The organism is Streptomyces sp. LMG1-1-1.1, assembly GCF_040815545.1.
In the GTDB taxonomy this organism is placed as follows: Bacteria; Actinomycetota; Actinomycetes; order Streptomycetales; family Streptomycetaceae; genus Streptomyces.
In genome coordinates this window covers 78,915-94,414 of sequence record NZ_JBFPNH010000087.1, presented here as the reverse complement: position 1 = coordinate 94,414, position 15,500 = coordinate 78,915, and the positions used below count along the sequence as shown (strand labels likewise).

Genomic DNA, 15,500 nt, shown 5'->3' with positions numbered 1-15,500 from the left:
GTCCGCCGCACGGCCCCTCACCAGGCCAGGTCCTCCAGTGCGTCCAGATCCGGCACCGCCGTCGCCTCCGGTTCCGCGTCGCCCGTGCCCACCCGTAGCTCGGCCCAGATCGTCTTGCCCCGCCGGGCGTACCGGGTGCCCCACCGCTCCGCGTACTGGGCGACCAGGTACAGCCCGCGCCCGCCCTCGTCCGTCGTCGCCGCGTGCCGCAGGTGCGGGGACGTACTGCTGCCGTCCGACACCTCGCAGATCAGGGACCGGTCGTGGAGCAGCCGGACCCGCACCGGATCCGCCCCGTACCGCACCGCGTTCGTGATCAGCTCGCTGAGCACCAGCTCCGCGGAGAAGGCCAGCCCGTCGAGCCCCCACTCCGCCAGCTTCGCCGCCGCCGCGTTCCGCACCGGCGACACGGCCGACGGGTCCCGCGGCACCTCCCACTCCGCGATCCGCTCCCGGTCCAGCAGCCGGGTCCGCGCCACGAGGAGCGCGATGTCGTCGCGCGGCGTCGGCGACAGGAGCGTCGCGAGGACGTCCGCGCAAATCTGCTCCGGACTCCGGTCCGGGCGGGCGAGCGTGGACCGCAGCAGCCCGATCCCCGCGTCCAGGTCCCGGCCCCGGTCCTCCAGGAGCCCGTCCGTGAACAGGACCAGCTTGCTCCCCTCCGGCAGCCGGAGCTGCGTCGCCTCGAACGGCACGTCGCCGAGCCCGAGCCCCAGCGGCAGCCCCGGCGACAGCTCGGGGAACTCGACCCGACCGTCCGGACCCACCAGCGCGGGCCCCGGATGCCCGGCGCTCGCCACCGTGCACAGCCCCGACGCCGGATCGTAGATCGCGTACAGACACGTCGCGCCGGTGATGCCCTCCTCGCGCCGCCGCCCCTCCGCGTCCGTCTCCTCCGGCTCGCGGTCGTCGATCCGGCCCGTCAGCTCGTCGAGATGGCCGAGGATCTCGTCCGGCGGCACGTCCAGGGTCGAGAAGTTGTGCACCGCCGTCCGCAGCCGCCCCATCGTCGCCGCCGCGTGCAGCCCGTGCCCCACCACGTCCCCCACCACGAGCGCCACCCGCGCCCCCGGCAGCGGGATCACGTCGAACCAGTCGCCGCCCACCCCCGCCTTCGCCGGAAGATAGCGGTACGCCACGTCCACCGCGCTCAGCTCCGGCAGCCCGCGCGGCAGCAGGCTCCGCTGGAGCGTCACCGCCATCGCGTGCTCCCGGGTGAACCGGCGCGCGTTGTCGATCGCCACCGCCGCCCGCGCCGCCAGCTCCTCGGCGAACGACAGGTCCTCCTCCCCGAACGGCTCCGGGGTGTCCGCCCGCCAGAAGTTCGCCATCCCGAGGACCACCCCGCGCGCCAGCAGCGGCACCGTGAGCAGCGAGTGCATCCCGTACGCCAGCGCCCGCGCCGCCCCCTCCGGGTCCTGCGCCCGCCAGCCCTCCGCCGACGCCAGCTCCGCCTGCACCACCGCGTGCCCCGCGTTCAGGGCCTTCGCCATCGGCGTGCTCGGCACGTCGAAGCGGATCGTGTCACCGACCGCCTGGAGCGGCTGGTCGGGCCGCAGCCCGCTCATCGCCGTCCGCCGCAGCTCCGTGGTCGCCGCCCCGGCCTCCGGCGGCTCCTCCCCGCGCAGCACCGGCTCCAGGAGCTCCACCGTGGCGAAGTCCGCGAACCGCGGCACCGCCACCTCCGCCAGCTCCTCCGCCGTCCGTACGACCTCCAGGGTCGTCCCGATCCGCACCCCCGCCTCGTACAGCAGCTGGAGCCGGCCGCGCGCCACCGCCGCCCGGCCCGTCAGCGCGGCCAGCTCGGTGGTGTCCCGCATCGTCATCACACACCCGGACTCCGCGCCGCTCGCGACGGTCGGCCGCACGCTCACCGCGAGCAGCCGGTCGCCCGCCCGGTGCACCTCGTCCGTCGCCGACCGGCCCGACTCCAGGAGCTCGACCGTACGGGGATCGAGACCGAGCTCCGAGACGTGCCGCCGCTCCGCGTCCGGACCGAGCCCCAGCAGCCGGCGGGCCTCGTCGTTGGCGAGCAGGAGCCGGCGGTCCGCGCCCACGATCAGCACCCCTTCGCGGACCGCGTGCAGCACCGCCTCGTGGTGCTCCTTCATCCGGGTCATCTCCGCCGGCCCGAGACCGTGCGTCTGCCGCCGCAGCCGCCGGCTCACCAGCGCCGCCCCGCCCACCGCCAGCGCGAGCGCGCCGCCCGCCGCGGCCACCAGCAGCGGCAGCCGCCCCTGCACCGCGTGCGTGATGCTCTCCACCTCGATGCCGCTGCTGACCATGCCGACGACCCGGCCCTGCTCGTCCACCACCGGGACCACGGCCCGCACCGCGTCGTTCGGCGCGCCCCGGAACAGCTCGGTGAACGACTTGCCGTCCACCGCGGCCCGCGTCAGGTCCCCGGTCGCCTTCCGGCCGATCAGCTCCGGCTGCGAGTCGGTGTACCGCACCCCGGACGGGCTCAGGACCGCGATGAAGTCGACGCCCGTGGCCCGCCGGGTCGCCTCCGCCCGGTTCTGGAGCGCCGCCGTCGGGTCGGGCGAGGTCAGCGCCGCGTCGATGCCCGGGGCGTGCGCGAAGGCCTCCGCGACGGCGAGCGAGCGGATCCGGGCGTCCCGCTCGGTGTCCTGTTGGGCCTGGTGGAACGTCACGAACACCGCCGCCGCGATCACCAGGAGCGCGATCAGCGCCTCCAGGGCGAACACCTGCCCGGCGAGGCTCCGCAGCCCCGTCGTCCGCTCGCCCGGCGCCCGTCCGGGTGCCCCGCCCCGCCCCCGGTTCCTCCGCCGGCCCGCACCGGAGCCGTTCCGGGCCTTCATCCCGTGCTCCGCGCGATGAGGAGCGCCACGTCATCCGGCGCACCCGGCCGGCGCAGCGCCTGCAGCAGCAGGTCGCAGGTCTCCTCCAGGGGCCCGCGCGCCTTGTCGAGCAGGTCCACCAGCAGCGCGAGCCGCTCGTCGATCCCCTCGTCGCGGGTCTCGATCAGACCGTCCGTGTACAGCACCAGCCGGTCCCCGGGCCGGAACGGCACCCTCGCCGTGTGGAACGCGCCGCCGCCGACCCCCAGCGGCACTCCGGTCGACAGCCGCACCAGCTCGGCCGGCCCGTCCGCCGGGACCCGGACGGGCGGCAGATGGCCCGCGTTCGCGATCCGGCACCGGTCGCGGACCGGGTCGTGGACGGCGAACAGGCAGGTCGCGATGTAGTGCTCGAGGCCCGCCGTGATCCGGTCCAGATGCCGCAGCACCTGCGCGGGGGACAGGTCGAGGTCGGCGAAGGCGCAGGTGGCGGTGCGCAGCCGGCCCATCGTCGCCGCCGCGTCGATCCCGCTGCCCATCACGTCCCCGACGACGAGCGCCGTCTTGTCGTCCGGCAGCTGGATCACGTCGTACCAGTCGCCGCCGACCTCGCTGGACGCCTGCGCCGGCTGGTACCGGGCCGCGATCTCCAGCCCCGGCAGGTCCGGCGGCGCGCCCGGCAGCAGACTGCGCTGGAGCGTCACCGCCGAGTTCCGCACGCTCTGGTACCAGCGCGCGTTGTCGATGCTCACCGCGGCCCGCGCCGCCAGCTCCGTCGCGAGCAGCACGTCGTCGCCGTCGAAGGGCAGCGCGTTCCGGTCCCGCTTCAGGTCGAGCGCCCCGAGCACCTCGCCGCGCGCGATCAGCGGGACCGCCAGGTACGAGTGCACCCCGGCCCGCGCGAGCAGCTCCGCCGCCTGCGGGCTGCGGGCGATCCGGGACAGGTCCCCCGGGCCGACGTGCTCCACCAGGACCGGCAGCCCGGTGTGCACGCACCGGGTGACCAGCCGGTCCGCCCCGTACATGGCGACCGCCCCGGGCGGGTCGGCGGCCGGCAGCGCCTCCGTCCGGCCCGCGGCCTTCACCGCGAGCGCGCGGAACAGCTCGGGCCCCTCCTCGGGCGCGCCCGGCCTGCGCAGCGCGAGGACCGAGTCGAGGACGTCGACGGCGGCGATGTCCGCCAGCTCCGGCACCACCACCTCGGCCAGCTCGTCGGCGGTCCGCTCCACCTCCAGGGTGGTGCCCACCCGGGCCGAGGCGTCCGCGATGAGCGCGAGCCGCCGCCGGGACCGGTCCGCCGCCGCGTCCGCCCGGTGCCGCTCGGTCACGTCGATCACCGACACCGCGACCCCCAGGACCCGGCCCTCGGTCCCCTCCAGGCGGGAGAGCGACACCGACCAGGCGTGGTCGAGGTCCGGGTCGGCGGGGGTCCTGCCCGTGGTGGCGTGGTCGAGCACCGGCTCGCCGGTGGCGAGCACGGTGCGCAGCGCCGCCTCGAGCCCTCCGGTGTCGAGCATCGGCAGCATGTCGCCGATCCGCCGCCCCACGTGCAGCGCGGCCGGGATGCCGTTGATCCGTTCGAGGGCCGGGTTGACCAGGATGTACCGCAGCTCGGTGTCGAGCAGGGCGAGGCCGATCGGCGACTGGGTGACGAGCCGGTCGGAGAGGGCGAGCTCGGTCTCGACCCGCTCGACGGCGGAGCGGTCGGCGGCGATCCCGAGCGCGTAGAGCGATCCCCGGTCGTCGGTGAGCCGCATGTTCCGGAACTCCACCTGCCGGTCGGTTCCGTCCTTGTGCCGTACGGGGAAGGTGCCCGACCAGGTCGTGCCGCCGCGCAGCACCTCGCCGAAGAGGCGCATCGCTTCCTCACGGTGCTCGGGGCCGACGATCAGCCGGGCCACGTACCGGCCGAGCGCCTCGTCCGCCCGGAAACCGAAGAGGTCCTCCGCCTGGGGGCTCCACAGCACGATCCGGCCCCGCGCGTCCACCACGACGGCCGCCACCCCCAGGACGTCAAGGAGTCCCTTGCCGTCCAGGGGCACGCCGACCGGCCCCGTCGTCCCCGGGAACGAACCGGCCGTCACCCTGCCCTCCTCCCGCCGGGCCCGCACGCCTCCCTCCATGCTCCCCGTCCCCCGGTCCGGCCGCGCGCCGAGCCCGCGCGGCGAGGCCCGCGGCCCATCCCAGGCCCGTCAGCGCGAGCAGCGGCAGCAGGACCCGGACGTCGACGACCGCGACCAGGCCGGCGCCGAGCGCCAGGGCCACCGCGTTGGGGGCGAGGACGAGGGTGTGCGCGGTCGCGGCGACCCGCCCCACGGCGTCCGCGGGGGCCTCCCGCTGCACGGCCGTCACCACGGCGACGAGCACCCACGGAAGCCCGACGCCGATCACCGCGCTCGCCGCCAGGGCGGTCGCCGCGTACGGCAGTGCCCGCACTCCCACCGCCAGCGCGAACAGCGCCAGGCCGGCGGCGGCGAGCGTCCGCTCCGGGACCCGGCGGAGCAGCGGGCCGGTGACCAGGCCCGCGAGGACCGACCCCGCGCCCTGGACCGCGTACAGCACACCGGCGTACGCGGGCGCGTGCCCGAGGCCCCGGTCGACCACGGCGTAGATCGCGGCCCCGTTCACCCCGGCGAGCAGCATCGTGACCGCGCCCGTCGCCACCAGCGGCCGCAGCACCGGCGACGCCCGCAGCAGCCGGACGCCCTCGGCCGTCTCGCGCCACCAGTGGCGGGCGGCGGGACGCTCGGGCCGGGGCTCGCGCACCGGCATCAGCGCGAACACCCCCGCCGCGACCGCGAAGCTCGCCGCGTCGAGGAGGGCGACGGGGCCGCCCCCGTACCGGGCGAAGAGCCCCGCCGCCACCAGCGGCGCGATCAGCTTCATCGACTCGTTCGCGGTCATCCGCAGCCCGTTGAACGTGCCGAGCCGACCCTCGTCGAGCACCGTCGCCACCAGCGCCTGCTCCGCCGCCTCGTGCACCGCGCCCTGCGCCCCGTAGAGGACGAGCACCGCGAACAGCAGCCACACCCGGTCCGCCGACTCCACCCACAGGAGCAGCGGCAGCAGGACCGCCATCGCCGCGTTCAGGACGACCAGGAGGGGCCTGCGCCGCACCCGGTCCGCGAGCGTGCCGAGCAGCGGCCCGAGGAGCACCGGCGCCCAGAGGGCGAAGGCGGTCAGTGCCGCCAGACTGTCCGAGCCCGTCAGGGACTTCACCCAGATCCCGGAGACCAGCCACATCGCCGTCGTCCCGAATCCGGACACGACCACACCTGTCAGATACCAACGCATGCCCGCAGCCTGACCTCTGAGGAGGCCCCCGCGGATCGGTCGACTGCCCTAGAACAGCCCTGCAGAACAGCCTTGGAGAACGGCCCTGGAAACGGCTCTGGAGACGGCTCTGGAGGACTCCGTAACGCGGACGACACCTGAACGGGCCGCCCGGTGGGCACAATCCAGCCAGCCGTCCCCGAGGAGAGTCATGTCAGAGCTCAGAACCGGCGTCCCGAGCGCCTCCGCCGACCGGTACTTCCGCATCAGTGAGCGGGGGTCGACGCTCGGCCGTGAGATACGCGGCGGCTTCGCCACGTTCTTCACGATGGCGTACATCCTGGTCCTCAACCCGATCATCCTCGGCAGCGCCCAGGACAAGTACGGCCACCACCTCGACCCGGCCCAACTCGTCACCGTCACCGCCCTGGTGGCGGCCGTCATGACGGTGATCATGGGCGTCGGCGGCAACCTCCCGCTCGCCATCGCCGCCGGACTCGGCCTCAACGCCGTCGTCGCCTTCCAGCTCGCGCCCCTGATGAGCTGGCCCGACGCGATGGGGCTCGTCGTCATCGAAGGCCTGCTGATCTGCGCCCTCGTCGTCACCGGGCTGCGCGAGGCCGTCATGCACGCCATCCCGCAGCCGCTCAAGCAGGCCATCAGCGTCGGCATCGGCCTCTTCATCGCCTTCATCGGCTTCGTCGACGCCGGCTTCGTCACCCGCATCCCGGGCGAGACCGGATCCGTCCCCGTGCAGCTCGGCGCGAGCGGCCACCTCTCCGGCTGGCCCGTCCTCGTCTTCTGCCTGGGCCTGCTGCTGACCGTCGCCCTCATGGCCCGCAAGGTGAAGGGCGCGATCCTCCTCTCCATCGTCGTCACGACCGTCGTCGCCGTGGTGGTGAACGAACTGGCCGACGTCCCCGCGCGGGAGTGGGGCCTGACGGTCCCCGCCGTCCCCGACGACCTGGTCGCCGCCCCCGACTTCGGCCTGGTCGGCGCCTTCAGCCTCTTCGGCGCCTTCGGGCAGATCGGGGTGGTCACCCTCGTCCTGCTCGTCTTCACGCTGCTGCTCAGCGACTTCTTCGACACCATGGGCACGGTCGTCGGCGTCTCCAGCGAGGCCGGACTGCTCGACGAGGACGGCAAGGTCCCGAACCTCGGCCGGATCCTCCTCATCGACGGCGCCGCGGCCGTCGCGGGCGGCGCCGCCTCCGCCTCCTCGAACACCTCGTACATCGAGTCCGCCGCGGGCGTCGGCGAGGGCGCCCGCACCGGTTTCGCCTCCGTGGTCACCGGGGGCCTGTTCGCCCTCGCCCTCTTCCTCACCCCGCTCGCCACCGTCGTCCCCGCCCAGGCGGCCGCTCCGGCCCTGGTCGTGGTCGGCTTCCTGCTGATGACGCAGGTCAGGTACATCGACTGGTCGGACCAGGAGGTCGCGATCCCGGCCTTCCTGACGATCGTCGTCATGCCGTTCACGTACTCCATCACCAACGGCATCGGCGCGGGCTTCCTCGCCTACGTGGTGATCAAGGCCGTGCTCGGCAAGGCGCGCGAGGTGCACTGGCTGCTGTGGGGGACGGCCGCGCTGTTCGCCGTCTACTTCGCCATCGAGCCGATCGAGTGGCTCCTCGGCGTGAAGTAGCCGCGGACGACGCGGGTCACCGGTCGCCGACCCGCCGGTCGTACCGCAGCGCGGCTCCCGTCACCACCGCGCCGAGCCCCTCCCACAGGCCCACGCCGAGGAAGCCGGAGGGGGCGCGGCCGGAGACGACCGCGAGGGTGAAGACCGCGCACGTGAGGAGACGGAAGGGGACCGTCCACCGGAAGAAGGGCTTCCAGTCGGCGAGGGCGGCCAGCACGTAGTACACGCCCATGTTGAGCGCCGCCATGGAGGAGGCCGTCAGGAAGACCAGGGTGTGGTCCCCGTTCGCGCGTCCGCCCTCGGGCACCGGCTCGAAGCCCATGACGGTGAGCAGGGCGTCCGGGGCGACCAGGCCCACCACCCCGAGCGCGGCGGCGAGCACGCCGAAGACCGCCATGGTCCAGCCGGACAGGGAACGGGGCAGGCGCACGGCGGTCCTCCGTGGGACGGGAGCAGGGGCACGTCCCGCGATGCGAATGCGCACTCGGATCGCGGGGTGTGCCCCTGCATATCGTGTGACGGCGTCCGGCGGCCAATCGGCCCCCGTCCCCCGTCACTTCAGCGCCGCCGCCATCATCTTCCGCGCCACCGGAGCCGCCAGGCCGTTGCCGCTGACCTCGGAGCGGGCGGCGCCCGAGTCCTCGATCATCACCGCGACGGCGACCTGCTTCCCGGTGGACGGGTCCTTGGCGTAGGAGGTGAACCAGGCGTACGGCGTCTTGCTGTTGTTCTCGCCGTGCTGCGCCGTGCCGGTCTTGCCGCCGACCTCGGCCCCGGCCACGGCCGCGTTGCTGCCCGTGCCCTTCTCGACCACGGTCACCATCGCGCTGCGCAGCTGCTCGGCCGTCGAGGACGAGACGATCCGCCGGGTGTCCCCGTCCTTGTACGAGGTCAGCGCGTCGCCGTCGGAGTCGACGACCTCCGACACCATGTGCGGGGCCGCGAGGAGACCGTCGTTGGCGATGGCGGCCGACACCATGGCCATCTGGAGCGGGGTGGCCGTGACGTCGAACTGCCCGATGCCGGTCAGCGCCGTCTGGGCCGCGTCCATGCCGGAGGGGTACAAGCTGGCGTAGGCGCGGACCGGTACGTCGAGCGCGTCGTCGTTGAAGCCGAACTTCTCCGCCATCGCCTTCACCTTGTCCTGCCCCAGGTCGGCCGCCATCTTGGCGAAGACGTTGTTGCAGGAGTAGCGGAGCGCGGTGCGGATCGTCGCGTTCTCGCAGGGCGCGGAGGCGTTCTCGTTGTTCAGCACCCTCCGGGTGCCCGGCAGCGTGTACGGGTCGGGGCTCTCCGTCGCCGTGTCCACCGAGCCGTAGAGCCCGTCCTCGAGGGCCGCCGCCGCGACGACCAGCTTGAACGTCGACCCGGGCGGCAGCGGCTGCCGCAGGGCCCGGTTGACCATCGGCTTGTCCTCGTCGGCGGTCAGCGCCTTCCAGGCGTCCCCGTCCGTCGTCCCGGCGATCTTCGACGGGTCGTAGGACGGGGTGGACGCCATGGCGAGGATCCGGCCGGTCACCGGGTCGACGGCGACGGCCGCGCCCTTCTTGCTCCCCAGCGCCCGGTAGGCGGCCTTCTGCACGTCCGGGTCGATCGTGGTGACGACCGTGCCCGGCGCCTGCTGCTTGCGGGTGACGGCGTCCAGCGGGTTCTTCAGCCGGTCGTCGGTGCCGTCGAGGACGCCGGAGTAGATGCCCTCGAGCTGGGTGGCGCCGTACGCCTGCGAGCTGTAGCCCGTGACCGCCGCGTACAGCTCGCCGTCCGTGTAGGTGCGCTGGTAGGCGAGGTCCTCTCCCTTCGTCTTCTTCGAGCCGGTGACCGGCGAGCCGGCCACGACGATGTTGCCGAGCGGCTGCGCGTACTGCGCGATGGTCTTCCGCCGGTTCTTCGAGTCGTCCGCGAGCGCCTTGCCTTCGTACGCCTGCACCCAGGTGGCCCGGCCCAGCAGGGCCAGCACCAGGATCAGCACGAAGACCGACGTGTGCCTGATCGTCTTGTTCATCGCACCTGTGGGGACGAACGAACCGGTGACGGACGTTCCGGATGTGCCCCGTTTCTCAGCGAACCTTCATGTCGGGGTCGGCGGCCGGCCCCGAGCCCGCCGCCGCGGAGCCGCCACCGAGCCGGGTGGAACGGCCCCGGCGCCGGTGTGTGATCATGCGGAGGCCCTGGGGAGGGGCACGAGACGCGCGGGGTGGGGAGTCGGTCGTGGGCAAGGGCGGGGAGCACGGCGGTCCGGACGTGCCGGACGAGGTGTGGGAGCAGTTCCTGCGGACCGCGGCCGACGGTACGGCGGACGCCCCGAAGGAGCCGTCGGCGCGGGCCCGCGAGGTGGCGGCCCGGCTCAGCGCGCGGCCCGAGGCGCCGCCGGCGTGGCGCGCACACCCGACCGTGCGCCCCCGACGGAGGAAGGGCTGGTACGTGGCGGGGCTCGTGGCCTCGCTCGCCCTCCTCGTCGTGGCCGTGGACCCGGGAGGGTTCGTCGGATGGTCGTCCGGTGACGACGGCGCGGCCGCGCGGCCCCTGGCTCAGGAGACGGAGCGGCCGGAGCAGGCGCCTCCCGCGGAGGCGGGCGGGCGGGCCACGCTCGCCGAACCGTTCCGGGGGTCTCCCGCGGCCCGCTGGGCGGACGGCACGGCCGGCATCAGCGTGCCCGCCGCCCGGGCGACCGGGTGGATGACGAAGGAGGAGGTCGCACGGGCGCTCACGCGGACCCGCGACTTCCTCGCCGCCGCCAGCCTGGACCCGGCGGTGCTGCGGGGCGGACACCCGGACAAGGCGATCGCCCTGATCAACCCGCACCAGACGGACGTGAGGTCCTACGTGTCGACCGCGCTGCGCACACCGGGCCCGGACCACGACCCGCTGCTGCTCTTCAGCCGCTTCGACCCGGCGCGGGCCCGCCTCGTCGGCGACGCGGTCAGGACCCGGGGGCGCCTCACCTATCGGGAGGGCCGGCGCGGAGCCCTGGAGGTGACGGCCGACGTCACCTACGTCTACCCGACCGCCCCGGCGGGCGGCGGCGACGAGGTCGTGCGCGTGATCGTGCGGCGGGCGACCGTGGTGAGCTGGGACGACCCGGCGAAGGTGAAGACCGAGAAGGGGACCCTCACCCTGCTCTCCCACCGGGCCGAGACGACCAACGGCGGTTGCGGCGATCCCACCGGCTATCTCCGGCCGGTGTTCGGCGGCGGCGGAACGGACACCGCCGGGAACGACCGGACGGTCGACCCCTACGACCGCACGCGGCCGATGGCCGACGCCCACGACGGCTGCCGGCACGCCACGAGGTCCTGACCCCTCACCCCGTCCGCACGAACCCCGACTCGTACGCCAGGATCACCGCCTGGGTGCGGTCGCGGGCGCCGAGTTTCGCCAGGACCCCCGCGACGTGCGTCTTCACGGTGGCGGGGCCGACGCCGATGCGCTCGGCGATCTCGGCGTTCGTGAGGCCGGTCGCCACCAGCCGCAGGACCCCGGCCTCCCGCTCGGTGAGGCGGGCGACCCAGGGCGGGGCGGCCGGCGGACGGCGGCGGGCGTGTTCGGCGGCCAGGCCGCGGACGGCGGCCGGATAGAGCAGCGAGTCGCTGCGGGCGACCAGGCGGACCGCGCTCACCAGCTCCTCCGCCGCCGCCCGCTTCAGCAGGAAGCCGGCGGCGCCGACGCGCAGCGCGTCGTACACGTAGGAGTCGTTCTCGAAGGTGGTGACCACGACGATCCGGGGTGCCCGGGCCATTCCGGCGAGGATCTGCTCGGTGGCCCGGATGCCGTCGATCTCCGGCATGCGGACGTCCATCAGGACGACGTCCGGCTCCTCGGCCCGCACCACCGACACCGCCTCGGCGCCGGTGGCCGCCTCGCCGACGACCTGGAGATCGGGCTCCGCGTCGAGGATCACCCGCAGGGCGGTCCGCACCATCCGCTCGTCGTCGGCGAGCACGACCCTGATCGGGGCGCTCACCGGGGGATCCTGACCGCGAGGCGCCAGACGCCGTCCACCGGGCCCGCCTCGGCGGTGCCGCCGAGCAGCCGGGCCCGCTCGCCGACCCCGCGCAGGCCGCGCCCGCCGTGCGGGCGGGCGACCGGGGGCCGCTCGGGCAAGGGGTTCTCCATGGTGATCTCCCACTCCTCGGTCCGTGCGTCGAGCCGTACGGCGACGGGCTCGCCGTCCGCGTGCCGGGCCGCGTTGGTCAGCCCTTCCTGGACGATCCGGTACGCCTCGCGGGACAGCGCCTCCGGTACGGGGCCCAGGTCCCCGGCGACGGTCAGGGTCACGCGCGGTCCCGCGCCCCGCACCAGGGCCTCCAGGGAGTCGAGCCCGGGCCCCGGCCCGGGCCGCTCCGCCTCCCCGTCGTCCCGCAGGACCCCCAGGACCCAGTCCAGCTCCCCGACCGTGCGCCGGGTGGTCTCCTCGATGGCGGTCAGCGCCTCCCGTACGAACTCCAGGTCGGCCCGGTCGCCGTCCAGGACCCGGCGGGCCGCGCCCGCCTGGAGGGTGACCGCGCTCAGCGCGTGGCCGACCGAGTCGTGCAGCTCCCGGGCGAGGCGGTTGCGGGACTCGGCCACCGCCGCGCGGCGCTCGGCCGCCGCGAGCCGGTCCGCCGGGCTCGGCCCGAGCAGCCGGGGCGCCTGCCGGGCGAGCAGGGTCCCGGTGGCGGCGGCCCCGGCGGCCAGCGCGAGCAGCATGAGCAGCCCGGCCGGGAGCCCCGCCCACACCCACCCGGGCCGGTCGAGCCCCCAGGTCCGGCCGAGTTCGGACTCCCGGAGCGCCGGTGAGAACGGCAGCGCCATCACCGCCGCCGCGAACGGCGGCAGCGCCAGGCTCGCCCCGCTCACCAGCGCGCCGGCGCCCAGGTGCAGGCTGAACCAGCCGGCCGTCCTGGCCTTCGCCGCCCGGCCCTGCGCCGGGCCGTCGGCGAACCGGTCGGCGGGCACCCCGCACAGCGCCCGCGCGGCCGCCACCGACATCGGCCGGGCCAGCGGGAAGAGGGCGGTGACGGCGGCGAGCGGCAGCCCCACCGCGTACGCCCCGAACTGCACCCGGAGGTCCCCGGTGAACAGGCCGCCGCCGCCGAGCAGCGGCGCCGCGACGAGCGAGCCGACCATCCAGAAGGGCATGAACAGGGCGCCGCCCAGGATCAGATGGAGCCAGCGCAGTCTGGCCCGCTGCCCGAACAGGGCCGCGACCGGTCTCACGCCGCGGCGCTCCGCCGCCGCAGGAACAGCACCACGCACGCGGCGAGAAGGAACCCGGTGATCATGTCGCCAGCGTAGGACAGCTGTACGAGCTCGGGGACGCGCTTGGTCGGATCGGGGTCCGGCAGCAGCGCGACGAGCGACAGGTAGGCGCCCCAGCAACCCGCGGCGCCCGAGGCCGTCCAGGCCGCCGCCAGCGTGGTGCGGACCCGGAGCCGGGCGGGTCGGCGCAGCACGAGGAAGAGGGTGAAGGCGACGACGACGAGGAGGAAGGCGAGCCGCTCGGCCTCCAAGACGTAGAAGTCGGAGTCGCGTTCGGCGACGCGCCGGGCGGACAGGCCCGTGGTCGAGCCGGTCGCCCACAGCAGGTGGAGGGAGGCGGGCAGCAGCGCGACCACCGCGCCGGCCGCGGCGAGGGCCCGCGCCCCGGACCCGGACGCGCGGGCGGGCAGCTCGCCGAGCCGGCCTCGCCAGACGTGGCCCCAGCGGTCCCTGGCGTACAGGGCGAAGAGGGTGCCCAGGGCGAGGCCCTGGAGGATGAAGCCGCCGTAGACGACGCCGAAGACCCAGTCGTCCAGGAAGGGTTCGCTCGGCGCGGCGGCCTTCTCGTCGCCGGTGACGAGGGCGACCGCGAGCTGCACCGGGTAGCCGGTCATGATCGGGGTGAGCAGTCCGGTCGCCGCCCACATGGGGAGGGCGAGCAGCCAGGCGGGGACGCGCCGGCCCCAGTCCTGGGTGAGCAGCAGGGCGAGGACGACGACGAGGACGTCGGCGACCACCGAGACCGAGTTGGCGACGGCCATCATCTGCCGGTGCTCCAGGAGCGCGCTCCCGGCCGGGATGCCGATCTCGCTGCCCGCCACCCAGGCGACCTTGAGCGCGATGTACGGGAGGCAGGCGAGGATCGCGAGGGCGCGCAGCGAACGGCGGAGGGCGCCGGGGCGGTGGTCGGCGGCGGGTGCGGGGGCGGGGAGGTGAGCGGTCCGTGTCATGGCTCCACGCTCCCGTGCGGGCCGGGGGTCCCACCTCCTGCCCCATGGTGAACCGCCTCCGCCGCACGGGGGAGGGGCGCTCGTCCCCGGGCCCCGTCCCCGCGGGCCGTCGAGCTCCCGTTCCGGGGTGTCCGGCGACGGGAATTGACCGCCCTTTTCGATGATCAATTGACCTCTGCCAGTGGGTCAATGGCGCTCTAGAGTAGTGATCATGAACGAGAACGCGACCTTCGCCCCGCTCCTGACCCGCGCCGCCACCGCCGAGACCACCGCCGACCCGAGCAGTGTGATGACCCTGCTCGCCGACTCCGACACCACCGGCGGACAGCTCACCAGCTACCGCTCCTCGTTCGCGAAGGGCGCGGTCGGGGCCCCGGCGCACTTCCACACCAAGGCCTCCGAGATGTTCTTCGTGCTCGGCGGCTCGCTCCAGGTCCTGGTCGGCGAGGAGCTGACCGTCCTGGAGCAGGGCGACTTCCTCCTCGTCCCGCCGCACACCCCGCACGCCTTCGCGGCGGCGCCCGGCGCCGAGGCCGACGTGCTCTTCGCCTTCACGCCCGGCATGGCCCGCTTCGACTACCTGCGCCTCCTCGGCCGGGTCATGCGCGGCGAGGCGAGCTTCGAGGAGATCAAGGCGTCCTCGGAGCAGTACGACAACCACTACGTCGACAGCCCGGTCTGGCAGCAGGCCCTCGCCGACCGCGCGTGATCAGAGGCGGCGGGTCGCGAGCGCCAGCCGGTCCCGTGCGTCGAACAGGGCGTCCTTGATCATCTGCTCGTGGGCCGGGGTGAGCCGCGCCACCGGCACCGAGCAGCTGATCGCGTCCCGGGCCGGGGTCCGGTACGGGATCGCGACGCCGAAGCAGCGCAGGCCGAGGGTGTTCTCCTCGCGGTCCACCGCGTAGCCCTGCTCGCGGATGGCGTGCAGTTCCTCGATGAGCCGCTCGCGGTCGGTGATCGTGTGCTCGGTCAGCGCCGGCAGGGTCTCCGGCAGCAGCTTGCGCACCTGCTCGTCGCTGTGGGTGGCGAGCAGCGCCTTGCCGAGCGACGTCGAGTGCGCGGGCAGCCTGCGCCCGACCCGGGTGAACGGCCGCAGGTAGTGCTGGGACTGGCGGGTCGCCAGGTAGACCACGTTGGTGCCGTCGAGCCGTGCCAGGTGGATGGTCTCGGTGGTGTCGTCGGAGAGCCGGTCCAGCGTGGGCCGGGAGGCGGCCACCACCTCGTCGCCGTCGATGTACGAGGTGCCCACGAGCAGCGCCCGCACCCCGATGCCGTACCGGGTGCCGGTGGAGTCCGTCTCCACCCAGCCGAGCTCGACCAGGGTCCGCAGCAGCATGTACAGGCTGGACTTGGGGTAGCCGACGGCCTCCTGGACGGCGGCGAGCGAATGCATCCCGGGGCGCCCGGCGAAGTACTCGAGCAGCTCCACGGTCCGCACGGCGGACTTCACCTGTGCCCCACCCGCGTCGGCAGTCGCCATGACCCTCGCCCCTTTTCCGTTGTCCGGCCGCCCACCCCGCCGCCCACCGGCCGTCCCGGCCGATCGGAGCCCTTGTGGAGACGCCCGGGCCGTCAATAGAGTCCCGCCCAGATGTG

General features: G+C 74.5%; 12 protein-coding genes. 3 read left to right on the top strand and 9 right to left on the bottom strand.

The genetic code is table 11. The features are described from left to right. Positions 1-17: 17 nt before the first annotated feature. From MRBLMG1_RS35470 to MRBLMG1_RS35460, 3 genes are read right to left on the bottom strand one after another with little or no spacing between them, the layout of a single operon-like run. On the bottom strand, positions 18-2,822 hold the full coding sequence (locus tag MRBLMG1_RS35470) for a SpoIIE family protein phosphatase (RefSeq protein WP_367828275.1): 2,805 nt from the start codon (positions 2,820-2,822) through the stop codon (positions 18-20). Further along, the gene (locus MRBLMG1_RS35465) at positions 2,819-4,885 is read right to left on the bottom strand and encodes a SpoIIE family protein phosphatase (protein ID WP_367828274.1); all 2,067 of its coding nucleotides are present in this window, start codon (positions 4,883-4,885) and stop codon (positions 2,819-2,821) included. The genes MRBLMG1_RS35470 and MRBLMG1_RS35465 overlap by 4 nt, the downstream gene beginning before the upstream one ends. Continuing rightward, positions 4,815-6,095: an MFS transporter gene (locus tag MRBLMG1_RS35460; RefSeq protein WP_367828273.1), complete on the bottom strand. Its 1,281-nt coding sequence runs from the start codon at positions 6,093-6,095 to the stop codon at positions 4,815-4,817. Before MRBLMG1_RS35460 ends, MRBLMG1_RS35465 begins: the two co-directional genes overlap by 71 nt. 190 nt (positions 6,096-6,285) lie before the next feature. Between MRBLMG1_RS35460 and MRBLMG1_RS35455 the strand changes: the two genes are divergently transcribed. Next, positions 6,286-7,716, top strand: coding sequence for an NCS2 family permease (locus MRBLMG1_RS35455; protein ID WP_367828272.1), 1,431 nt, complete (start codon positions 6,286-6,288; stop codon positions 7,714-7,716). Between the two features lie 16 nt (positions 7,717-7,732). Here MRBLMG1_RS35455 and MRBLMG1_RS35450 read toward each other — a convergent pair whose 3' ends face one another. Continuing rightward, complete coding sequence (locus MRBLMG1_RS35450) at positions 7,733-8,113, bottom strand: hypothetical protein (RefSeq protein WP_367828397.1); 381 nt, start codon at positions 8,111-8,113, stop codon at positions 7,733-7,735. A 156-nt stretch (positions 8,114-8,269) separates the two neighbouring features. Then, positions 8,270-9,718, bottom strand: a complete 1,449-nt coding sequence (locus tag MRBLMG1_RS35445; RefSeq protein WP_367828271.1) for a peptidoglycan D,D-transpeptidase FtsI family protein — start codon at positions 9,716-9,718, stop codon at positions 8,270-8,272. A gap of 206 nt (positions 9,719-9,924) precedes the next feature. Between MRBLMG1_RS35445 and MRBLMG1_RS35440 the strand changes: the two genes are divergently transcribed. Then, positions 9,925-11,013 (top strand): hypothetical protein, encoded by a 1,089-nt coding sequence (locus MRBLMG1_RS35440; RefSeq protein ID WP_414721715.1) that lies wholly within the window; start codon positions 9,925-9,927, stop codon positions 11,011-11,013. A gap of 4 nt (positions 11,014-11,017) precedes the next feature. On the opposite strand, the gene MRBLMG1_RS35435 is transcribed toward MRBLMG1_RS35440, so the two are convergent. Genes MRBLMG1_RS35435 through MRBLMG1_RS35425 form a run of 3 tightly spaced genes read right to left on the bottom strand, consistent with a single transcriptional unit; the run spans position 11,018 to position 13,904 of the window. Beyond that, complete coding sequence (locus MRBLMG1_RS35435; protein WP_414721718.1) at positions 11,018-11,635, bottom strand: response regulator; 618 nt, start codon at positions 11,633-11,635, stop codon at positions 11,018-11,020. Between the two features lie 38 nt (positions 11,636-11,673). Then, on the bottom strand, positions 11,674-12,912 hold the full coding sequence (locus MRBLMG1_RS35430) for a sensor histidine kinase (protein ID WP_367828269.1): 1,239 nt from the start codon (positions 12,910-12,912) through the stop codon (positions 11,674-11,676). Beyond that, complete coding sequence (locus MRBLMG1_RS35425; RefSeq protein WP_367828268.1) at positions 12,909-13,904, bottom strand: hypothetical protein; 996 nt, start codon at positions 13,902-13,904, stop codon at positions 12,909-12,911. The genes MRBLMG1_RS35430 and MRBLMG1_RS35425 overlap by 4 nt, the downstream gene beginning before the upstream one ends. Positions 13,905-14,115: 211 nt before the next feature. Between MRBLMG1_RS35425 and MRBLMG1_RS35420 the strand changes: the two genes are divergently transcribed. After that, positions 14,116-14,613: a cupin domain-containing protein gene (locus tag MRBLMG1_RS35420; protein WP_367828267.1), complete on the top strand. Its 498-nt coding sequence runs from the start codon at positions 14,116-14,118 to the stop codon at positions 14,611-14,613. On the opposite strand, the gene MRBLMG1_RS35415 is transcribed toward MRBLMG1_RS35420, so the two are convergent. Next, positions 14,614-15,384 (bottom strand): IclR family transcriptional regulator, encoded by a 771-nt coding sequence (locus tag MRBLMG1_RS35415; RefSeq protein ID WP_367828266.1) that lies wholly within the window; start codon positions 15,382-15,384, stop codon positions 14,614-14,616. Between the last annotated feature and the right edge of the window lie 116 nt (positions 15,385-15,500).

Coding starts and splice junctions, on each gene's coding strand:
- MRBLMG1_RS35415 (WP_367828266.1), bottom strand. CDS start 15,384: ATGGCGACTGCCGACGCGGGTGGGGCACAGGTGAAGTCCGCCGTGCGG.
- MRBLMG1_RS35445 (WP_367828271.1), bottom strand. CDS start 9,718: ATGAACAAGACGATCAGGCACACGTCGGTCTTCGTGCTGATCCTGGTG.
- MRBLMG1_RS35425 (WP_367828268.1), bottom strand. CDS start 13,904: ATGACACGGACCGCTCACCTCCCCGCCCCCGCACCCGCCGCCGACCAC.
- MRBLMG1_RS35470 (WP_367828275.1), bottom strand. CDS start 2,822: ATGAAGGCCCGGAACGGCTCCGGTGCGGGCCGGCGGAGGAACCGGGGG.
- MRBLMG1_RS35450 (WP_367828397.1), bottom strand. CDS start 8,113: ATGGCGGTCTTCGGCGTGCTCGCCGCCGCGCTCGGGGTGGTGGGCCTG.
- MRBLMG1_RS35420 (WP_367828267.1), top strand. CDS start 14,116: ATGAACGAGAACGCGACCTTCGCCCCGCTCCTGACCCGCGCCGCCACC.
- MRBLMG1_RS35435 (WP_414721718.1), bottom strand. CDS start 11,635: ATGGTGCGGACCGCCCTGCGGGTGATCCTCGACGCGGAGCCCGATCTC.
- MRBLMG1_RS35460 (WP_367828273.1), bottom strand. CDS start 6,095: ATGCGTTGGTATCTGACAGGTGTGGTCGTGTCCGGATTCGGGACGACG.
- MRBLMG1_RS35455 (WP_367828272.1), top strand. CDS start 6,286: ATGTCAGAGCTCAGAACCGGCGTCCCGAGCGCCTCCGCCGACCGGTAC.